The sequence below is a fragment of the Verrucomicrobiales bacterium genome (genome assembly GCA_016793885.1).
GTDB lineage: Bacteria > Verrucomicrobiota > Verrucomicrobiia > Limisphaerales > UBA11320 > UBA11320.
Genome location: JAEUHE010000056.1, coordinates 18,589 through 28,544, shown reverse-complemented (window position 1 = coordinate 28,544; position 9,956 = coordinate 18,589). Strand labels below are relative to the sequence as shown.

Here is a 9,956-nt window from a genome sequence, read left to right as displayed (position 1 = left end):
GGCTCTGCCAAAGAGCGCGTTAATTTCCGTCGGGGTGGTTTGGTGAGGGAGAGCGGTAGGTTTGCTTTGCATCAACCCTTATTGCATCAACCCCTTCCACCAATACCACCCTCTTTCCACTTCGGAGTTCGGGTTTAATGATGCGGGCAGCCTGGCTCGGGGAGATGACGAAAGCCCTCGGCTGCGAATGACAAAAATGTCATGATCTGGAGACCCTTTCCGTCATTTGCCTCTGGTCCAATAGGATGAAGCTTCCGAGATGAAGCGCACGAGCGGTTCCTCCGTTTAGAGACAGGACCACAGCGGTCCGCCGGTCCGAAATCGGACCAACCTAGGGCGAGGCCTGGTCCGAAACCGGATGCCCAGGATTGGATTACCTGCCCTACGGTGGCGGCCCGAAGCCGGGGTCGACGGTCAGATGAGGCTGTGGGCTAGGGATGGATGAAGAATGGCAAGGAACTTGCAGCCGCCGATCCTTGATCGACGCAACGGAACCCATTAAGCTGAATTTGTGGTAAACCGATCCCGACTGATCCTACTTGGGTGTGGGCTCTGCCTCCTTGCCGGGGCAGGGATCGGTCGGGCTTTGGAACTATCGGACCTGTTCAATGGCCGAGAAACCGCCACGGGGGAATCATTCCTGGTGAGCGGCAACAACGCGCGAGCGACCCGTGAACCCCAGGAACCCCGCCATGCCGGTGCTCCCGGAGGAAAGTCCGTCTGGATCTCCTGGCTGGCTCCGACCAACGGTTTGGTCACCCTCACCACGGCCGGAAGTAGCTTTGATACCCTGCTGGCCGCCTATGTTCTCAAACCAGGTGACGACGCGCCGCTCGCGCGCCTCCAACCCGTAGCCGAGCAAGACGACGATGACGACGCCGTCTCCACCAAGCTCCAATTTGGGGTCCGTGGCGGACAACGTTACGAAATCGCGGTGGATGGCTTCGCCGCAGCATCGGGAGAGATCCGGCTCCAATTGGATCTTCTCACCTCCGCCGATCTGCTACCCTCGGTTCTCCGGCGTCCCGGGGATCGTGCGATTCAAGAGGGCGACACGCTGATCCTTACCATTGATGTCCAGTCCACAGAAAAGTTGGATCTCCACTGGTACTTCAATGATGTTAGAATTCCAGACGAAGAGGGACCTTCACTGGTCATCTCCAACTTCCAGCCTCACAACGTCGGCCGATACCGCCTGCGCATGGAGGTCAATGATTTCAAGTTTTTCAGCGCTCCGGTGGAGATCCAGATCAACTCGGAGGGAATAGTGAGTGCGCTCGCCAAGAACAAGCTGGAGGACGCAGCTCAGGATCGCGGGGTTCTCGCCTCCTGGATGGGCCTGCCTCCCGCAGGGCGCGTGTCCCTGGCGGACGCCGCTCCGGTCCTCGCCAGAGGTTACAACGGCACACAAATCTTTAACACCACCTACGCCACCCGCGATCCACTGGAGCCCCCGCACTGCGGCATCGCGGGAGGGGCTTCCTATTGGTTTTCGTATCGTCCCCCGGATAGCGGCGAGATGACGATCAACACGGAGGGAAGCAACTACGACACTCTCCTGGCCGTGTACACCTCCGCCGGCCCCCTCACCAGCTACGCGGATCTCATCCCCATAGCGTGCGATGATAACAGCGGTGCCAATGGCCGCACCAGCCGGGTGGGGTTTACAGCTTCTTCCGACCAGACCTATCTGATTGTCATCGATGGGGCGAACGGCGCGAAAGGTATCGCTCGACTCAACTACGCGCTGCATTCTCCATCGGTCCCTTCCGCAGCACCTTCTATTCTGGAGTCGCCGCGATCCCAGGCTGGGGCGGTCGGAGCCACCCTGGCTTTGCAAGTCGTGGCCACTGGACGGAGCCCGCTCAGCTACCAGTGGTATCATGATGGAACGATGCTCCTCGGCGAGAACCGTCCGGCCCTAGCCCTCCCCGCTCTCCAGGATGCTGCTGCCGGAACGTATTCCGTTTCCATTTCGAACGCGGTCGGGCAGGTGACTTCCGACCTTGCCCAGATCGAGGTTCTGTCCTCACCCGTGATCCAAGTCGATCCGAGCGCAGCTAAAGCCGCGATCGGGTTCCCGGCCGTTCGTGGATTTCAGTATCAGGTTCAAACAGCCGACCATGCACTCTCCGCGGGATGGAATGTGCTCACCAACGCTCTCACGGACTCTGGGGGCATCGTCTGGATCACCAACCAGCTCGAGTTCTCCAGGAACCATTTCTTCCGGTTAAAAAGGCCATGACCCCAGCGAAGCTGACAACTCCCTTTCAATGCCTCGTCGTGGACGATGATGCCGGGTTCGCGGCCATGCTCGCCGATCTCCTGAGCGAGGAAGGCGGCGAGGTGGTCGTCTGCTGCAACCTGCAGGAGGCACGCGCCGCCATCGCCCGGCACAGATTCGAGCTGGCCAGTCTCGACAATAAGCTCCCGGACGGAACTGGCTTCGAGTTCTACCCTGAGCTCATCCAGCGTCACCCGGAGTGTGTGGGCATCATGATCACTGGCGCCCCCGAACTCGGCCAGGCCGTCCAACTCACCCGCAACGGCTTGTTCGACTACCTGACCAAGCCGCTGAATGAGGAGGAGTTCTTAGCCTGCCTCGCCCGCATTCGTCGCCGATGGGGAACCGTCCACCCCAGCAGTAATGCCGAACAGCTGATCGGATCCTCACCCGCGATGACGGCCGCGGTGCATGTGCTCCGTCAAGCGGCACGGCATTCCACCGCCACCGTGCTCCTGATGGGCGAAACGGGAACCGGCAAAGACCTGGCAGCGCGTACGCTGCACCAATGGACGTTCGAATCCTCCAACCCTCGGGCTCCCTACCTCGCCCTGAATTGTCCGGCGGTTCCGGCCGACATGTTTGAAGCGGAACTCTTTGGTAGTGAAAAAGGCGCTTACACCGGGGCGGAGAAGCGTCGGATCGGACTGGCGGAGGCCGCGGAAGGAGGCACACTCTTCCTGGACGAGGTGACGGAGATCCCACTCAACCTGCAGGCCAAGCTCCTGCGCTTCTTGGAATCGCGTGAGTATCGGCCGCTGGGGAGCACTACCACCCGATTCTTCACCGGCCGCGTCGTGGCGGCGACCAACCGACGCCTTCAGGAAGAAGTGAGCAGTGGACGATTTCGGGAAGACCTGATGTATCGTCTCGATGTTACCTCGATCCGCATCCCACCTCTGCGGGAACATCTGGCCGATCTCGACGCGCTGGCGGAGCAACTGCTCGCCCAACTCTGCACCAAGTACGGGCGACGGAAGCCTCATCTGCTGCCGGACGACCTCCAGACGCTGCGGAGCTATCACTTCCCCGGAAACGTCCGGGAACTGCGCAACCTGCTCGAGAGGTCGCTGCTGCGGAGTCCGGAGGAGAAGGCGTGGATGCCGCTGGACTTGACCTGGTTGCGCTCGGCCCCGTCGTCGTTAGCGGCGACCGACGCCGCGGCATCGACTCCGGCCGCCGGCCTGATGAGCGGCCCGTCCACCCGCTCGTTGCCGGAACAGCAGGAATACGAACTCATCCGACGCACGCTCCAAGAAGAAGGGGGAGCCATTCGACGCACCGCCACCCGCCTGGGCCTGACCCATCAGGCCCTGCTTCGAAGGCTTCAAAAATGGCCCGAGCTACGCACATCACAGCCGCCCTCCCGCTAAGCCGTTCCGCCGGATACCTGGCTGGACTTGCGGGGCGACGAAAGCTTGCCCGGGTTGCCTTGGCACTGGCGTTCTTGACCTGGACCAGCCTCTGGATGAACGCCGCTCTACCGAAAGAGGCCTCCGCTGCGGAAGCGCATCCAACCTCAGAACTGTTAGAGATCACCGGCACTGTCGAACGGAGTCGGTCGGGCTCGAACGAATGGCAGACCGCCCGTGTCCATGACCTGCTGCAGGTAGGCGATCGGCTGCGCACCCAGGCTGAAAGCCGGGCCACACTGCGCCTGTCCGATCGGAGCATAGTCCGCATTCACGAACGGAGCGTGGTGGAAATTCAGGCGCCAGCGGGGGAGCGAAATCCGAAACGACGCCTGAAGTTGGGGCGGGGACAGCTCTTCTTTCTCAATCGCGAGCGGCCGAGCGCTATGGAATTCGAAACTCCGCTGGCCACCGGAGCCATCCGGGGTACGGAGTTTCTCCTGGAGGTCGCTGAAGCCGATGGCATGACGCGTATCCACCTTTTTGATGGAGCGATTGCACTGAACTCGCCCGGTGAGGACCTGACCCTCGTGGGAGGCCAAAGTGTGACTCTTTCGCCCGGAAATCCTCCAGCCATTAGCCCAGCGCTTCCGTTGCGCCAGACGATTCAATGGACTTTTTATTACCCGGGGGTGCTGAACCCGGACGACCTCAACCTTCCCCCCGTCGAGCAACCCCTTCTAGAAGCCTCCCTCCAAGCCTATCGGACGGGCGCGCTGGTGGAAGCACACGATAAGATCCCTCCCCCGCCAGTCCCCCCATCGGACCAATGGCGTCTCTATGTGGCAGCGGTGAAACTGTCGATCGGCAAAATCGAGGCAGCGAAAGCTCTGCTTCAAAAACTTCCTCCAGATGAAGGCTTGGCGTCCGCCCTCCGCGGTTTGGTTGCGGCCGTTGAGATGGGGGATTGGACTCCGACGCGCGTGCCCCAAACTGCGACCGAGTTTCTGGCGGTCTCGTATTACGAACAATCTCGCGCGCGGTTGCCTGAAGCCCGAAGGGCGGCTCGGGACGCGACCGGGGTCGCGCCGGATTTCGGCTTTGCCTGGGCGAGGCTCGCCGAGTTGGAGTTCGGCTTCGGCGAAACAGCGGCCAGCCGTCGAGCCTTGAGCCGGGCTCGCGAACTGTCACCCCGACAAGCCCACGCCCTCACCTTGGAAGGCTTTGTCGCTTTGAAGGAGCATGATCCGGCTCAGGCACGGCTTTGGTTCGATCAAGCCATCGCGATCGATCCGGCGCTCGGCAGCGCTTGGATGGGACGAGGGTTGGCGGAGGAAGCGCTGGGCAATCCGCGAGCCGGTGCCGACGCCCTGCAAGCCGCCGCGGCGCTCGAGCCGCAACGGGCGATCTTCCGCAGTTACCTGGGCAAGGCGTGGGGCCAAACCCGGGAACACAGCCTGGCGGAGAAAGAGTTCCGCTGGGCCAAGAACCTGGATCCAGCCGATCCGACCGCCTGGCTCTACTCAGCACTGCACCGCCACCAAGCCCTGCGCCTGAACGAGGCGATCCGCGATCTGGAACGTTCGCTGCAGCTTAACGACAATCGCAGCCTGTTCCGATCCAGAAACCTGCTCGATGAAGATCGTGCCATCCGAAATGCCAACTTGGCTGCGCTGTATCAGGAGGTGGGCCTTCAAGAGCCGGGTATCCGCGCTGCCAGTCGGGCGGTGGAGAGCGACCCGGGACAATCCTCCAGCCATCTGTTCCTATCCCGCAGCCTGCAGTCCTCCCAGGATCCATTCTCCTACGATCTGCGGCTGCAAACCCCTCGCTTGAGCGAACTGCTGGTCGCCAACCTGCTCGCGCCGCCTGGGGGGGCAAACCTTTCCCAGATCCTCTCCCCGCAGGACCGCCTCGATTACTTCGAAGGCAAACGTTTCGGAGTAAGCACCTACTCGGAATACCGCAGTCCGGGTGACGGCCTGCAAGCGCTGAGCATTTTCGGACAAGCCGGCAAACTGAGCTACTCCATCGACAGCCAAATCGCGTCCTGGCAGGGCGAGCGAGCTAACAGCGACTTGGAACAATTCGGCTACTCCCTCCAGGCCAAACAACCCTTGACCCGACAGGACAGCGTTTACCTTCAAATCGGAACTTCCCACCTCGAGAGTGGGGACATCGCCCGTTACTACGATCCTGCCGAGGCCAAGCAGACGTTGCGGGTGGAGGAGGAGCAAACCCCTTATCTCCATGTCGGCTATCACCGGGAATGGTCGCCCCAGAGCCATACTCTTTTGTTGATCTCCCGCCTGCCGGATCGACTCTCACTCGACGATCCCCAGCCCAACGTCCTCTTTCTCCAACGCAGCGCGGGCAACCTCATTGCGGCATCACGCGACCCGTTCTTCCACCTCAAACTGGACAGCGAATTCACCCTCCATTCCACCGAGCTTCAGCATTTCTGGGAATATGAGCATCACGGACTGACCGTGGGCGCCCGTTATCAAGGAAGCACCCTGGACTCCGATGCCCGTCTCACGCGCGGTCCCGCCGGAACCGTCACCCATGACGTCGTCGCTCAGGACCTCCAACGCGTCAGCACCTATGGATACTATCGATGGAGACCCCGCGATTGGATCCAGGCCACCGCCGGTCTGACCTTCGATCATCTCACTTACCCCAAGAATCTCGATCTACCCCCGATAACCATGGACCAGGAGTCGCGCACCCGCCTGTCCCCCAAGCTGGGCCTGACTCTTACGCCCTGGAAGAACGGCAGCCTGCAGGCCGCCTGGACCCGGTCCTTAGGCGGGCTCTATTTTGACGATGCGGTGCGCCTGGAGCCAACACTGACCGCCGGCTTCGTTCACTCCTTTCGCAGCCTCATCCCCGAATCCGCGGCCGGACTTGTGCCCGGGACCACGTTCGAAACTTGGGGTGTGGGATTGGATCAATCCTTCGACAGCCGCACCTATGTCGGTGTTCGCGCCGAACGCCTCCAGTCCGCCGGGTCCCGCACCGTCGGCGCCTTCTCCAATGCGGGGCTGATACCGGAGCCTCAAATCCCAACCTCCACGCTCCAGACGTTGGACTTCACCGAGAACAACCTTTCCTTGTACGTGAACCAGCTTATTGGCTCGCAGTGGTCCGTCGGCGCTCGGTACCGGCTGAGTGAGGCGGAGCTGACGGGACGATTCCCACAACTCCCCCGAGGATTGCCCGGGGTCGCCAGCCTAGAGCAAAACGAACGAGCGGTGCTGGGCAACCTCGAACTCCACGGCGGCTTCCAGCACGAACGCGGGTTTTTCCTCCGCTGGGAGAGCGACTGGTTTCATCAATCGAATCAAGGCTATGCCTCCGCTCGTCCGGGGGATAGCTTCTGGCAGCACAGCGTCTTCGCAGGATGGAGGTTCCCGCGCCGACAGGCGGAACTCCGGCTGGGTGTCGTCAATGTGACGGACCAAGACTACCGGTTGAACCCGCTGAGCGCGCACGCGGTACTGGCTAGGGAACGCACCTTCGTGACCTCCCTGCGCCTTAATTTCTAAGGGCACCCGAGTGAAACTCCAAGCACCCACCCGATACTTTGATGCTTGGAGCGCCTGGCTGGCGATCGGGATGGCCGCGCTCAGTCTGGCCTGCCTGCCCGAATCATCCACACTAGGACGCTGGCTGGTTCGCGCGAGCTACGATGGCTCGCATCTGCTCGCCGGGCCGGTAGGGTCCGTGAGCGAAAGTTCCCCGGTGGTGCTCGTTTACCTCGATCTGGAGTCTCATCTCCGGGAAAAGCAAAACCCCGCCCAACCCTGGGACCGCGCGCTGCACGCCCGTTTGGTCCGAAGACTGACCCAGGCCGGAGCTCGCGCCGTGGTATTCGACATTCTCTTCAGCAACCCGGGCAACCCCGGCCCTGATGCCGAGCTCATGGCGGCAATTCGGGAAAACCGGAACGTCATCCTGCCTGCTGAGATTGCACAGTCCGACAACCACCCCGGCGGGAGCCCAGGCTTGAGATCGCAAACACTCACCCTGCCCTACCAGGATCTGCTCAACGTCGCCGCGGGCATCGGACTAGCGAACGTGACCCCCGACGACGATTTTGTGGTGAGGCGGAGCTTTGCCGGCTCTGCACTGCATCAACGCGAGAGTTTGACGGAGGCAGTAGCCAGGCACTTGGGACTGCCGAGTCAGCCTGCCATGAAAGCCCCCGGCTGGATCCGCTACTACGGCCGGGCTCTTACCATTCCGCATGTCAGCTACAGCAATGCCTTGGATCCCGAGGGCGAGAGCGATGACTTCTTCGAGAACAAGGTGGTGTTTATCGGAGCCCGACCTCTGACCGGCGGGTTCGCCGAACGTCGGGATGAGTTTCAAAGCCCTTTTCCGTCCTGGCGTCACCAACTCTTCATGCCGGCGGTCGAGATCCATGCTACCCAGATGCTGAATCGACTTCGCCAGGATGGGCTGCGAAGGCTGTCGCCCCGTGCGGAATCGGGCTGGCTGCTGGCCAGTGGAAGCCTGCTGGTCTTTGGGCTCGCGCGATTGCGTCCCGTCCCCGCGGCGATGGCCGCCGCAATCGCGACAACGATCACCGTGGGGCTGGCCCAACTGGCATTCAGCCAAACGAACGTCTGGTTTCCCTGGCTCATCATCGTGGCGGTCCAAGTCCCGATCGCCCTGACCAGCTCCGTGCTCGCGCACTCGCTGGAATGGTACCAGACTCGCCAACGATTGGAGGAAGCCCGTCGGATCGCCGACGCGAAAATTCGGGAACAGGCAGCGCTCATCGATCAGGCCCAGGATGCGATTCTCGTCCAGGATTTGGCTGGAACCTTCGTCTTCTCGAACCCGGGCGCCACCACACTCTACCGATGGACATGTCAGGAGTTTGGCCAGTCCGGTGTGACGGACCAAATGTTCGCTCCTTGCCGCGATCAAGCCGCCCAGGCGCGCGCAACGACCCTGCGTCAGGGCGAATGGCAGGGCGAAATGGTGCAGGCCACCCGTGACGGCCGCTCCATCATCGTCCAGAGCCGATGGACACTCCTTTCTACTGATACACTCAAACCAAAAGCTATCCTGACCATCAACAGCGACATCACCGACCGAAAGCAAATCGAGGCCCAATTCTTGCGCAGCCAACGAATGGAGGCGGTCTGGTCCCTGGCTGGCGGAATGGCTCACGATCTCAATAACGCACTCTCGCCGGTGTTGCTGGGGATCCAGCGCCTCAAGAAGCGGATCTCAGACGACGAGACCCAGCGCATGCTGACCGTCATGGAGTCGAACACCCACCGAGGGGCGGACATGGTGAGGCAGGTCCTGACCTTCTCCCGCGGGCGGGATGGAGAGCGATCGAACCTCGACCCTGCGTTGCTCCTTCGTGAGATGGAGCGAATCATCACTCAGACATTTCCTAAGTCGATCTCCCCCGGCCTGATGGTTCCACCCGACCTATGGCAGGTGACCGGCAACGCCACCCAGCTACATCAAGTACTGCTCAACCTGTGTGTGAATGCGCGGGATGCCATGCCCCAAGGCGGCCAGCTCACCCTGGCTGCAGACAATGTCACCCTGAGCGCCGAGGAGGCCCGAGAGATACCGAATGCCCTGCCCGGCGACTATCTGATGTTGTTGGTAGCGGACACCGGAACCGGGATCTCGCCAGACGTCTTACCCAAACTCTTCGAGCCCTTTTTCACCACCAAGCCGCCAGGCGAAGGTACCGGGCTCGGGCTCTCAACCACCGCTCGAATCGTGGCGAGCCACGGCGGATTCATTCATCTCCGGAGCGAACTCGGAGCCGGCACCACGTTCGAAGTTTATCTACCCAAGGCCAAGGCGGCACCGGCGGCGCACCAACCCGCCACTAGCTCTGTAGTCCCGCGCGGAAAGGATGAACTGATCCTGGTAGTCGACGACGACACCGCGGTTCGTGAAATGCTCACCGCCACCCTCCAAGAGCATGGCTATCGTTTCCGTTCCGCAAGCAACGGTGCGGAAGGGTTGTCAATATTGTTGGAGAACCCACCAGCGATCCGACTCGTTTTGACGGATGCCGACATGCCCGTGCTGGACGGCTATTCGATGATTCAACAGATTCGAAAACGGCTTCCTCAACTCCCTATCATCCTCATGAGCGGCCAAGCTTCAGCGGGAGCAATGGAAGCCACGGGATCCAGCGCGTTCCTCGCCAAACCTTTCACCGCAGAAACCCTGCTCGAGATGGTCCACCGGCATCTGGGCGCTACTGGATAGCGGTCCGTTCGGTGCTAGCTGCCAGGTGTTAGGTGTTAGGTGTTAGGTGTTAGGTCCGCCAA

4 protein-coding genes are annotated in these 9,956 nt (G+C 61.5%); all 4 read left to right on the top strand.

The window, feature by feature from the left end; genetic code table 11:
- Nucleotides 1-511 precede the first annotated feature (511 nt).
- The 4 genes from JNN07_07565 to JNN07_07550 are packed head-to-tail and all read left to right on the top strand — an operon-like array spanning nucleotide 512 to nucleotide 9,894.
- Complete coding sequence (locus JNN07_07565; GenBank protein ID MBL9167584.1) at nucleotides 512-2,245, top strand: hypothetical protein; 1,734 nt, start codon at nucleotides 512-514, stop codon at nucleotides 2,243-2,245.
- Nucleotides 2,242-3,657, top strand: a complete 1,416-nt coding sequence (locus JNN07_07560) for a sigma-54-dependent Fis family transcriptional regulator (protein ID MBL9167583.1) — start codon at nucleotides 2,242-2,244, stop codon at nucleotides 3,655-3,657. The genes JNN07_07565 and JNN07_07560 overlap by 4 nt, the downstream gene beginning before the upstream one ends.
- Nucleotides 3,618-7,184 (top strand): FecR domain-containing protein, encoded by a 3,567-nt coding sequence (locus JNN07_07555; protein ID MBL9167582.1) that lies wholly within the window; start codon nucleotides 3,618-3,620, stop codon nucleotides 7,182-7,184. The genes JNN07_07560 and JNN07_07555 overlap by 40 nt, the downstream gene beginning before the upstream one ends.
- 10 nt (nucleotides 7,185-7,194) lie before the next feature.
- The gene (locus tag JNN07_07550) at nucleotides 7,195-9,894 is read left to right on the top strand and encodes a CHASE2 domain-containing protein (GenBank protein MBL9167581.1); all 2,700 of its coding nucleotides are present in this window, start codon (nucleotides 7,195-7,197) and stop codon (nucleotides 9,892-9,894) included.
- Nucleotides 9,895-9,956: the final 62 nt, after the last annotated feature.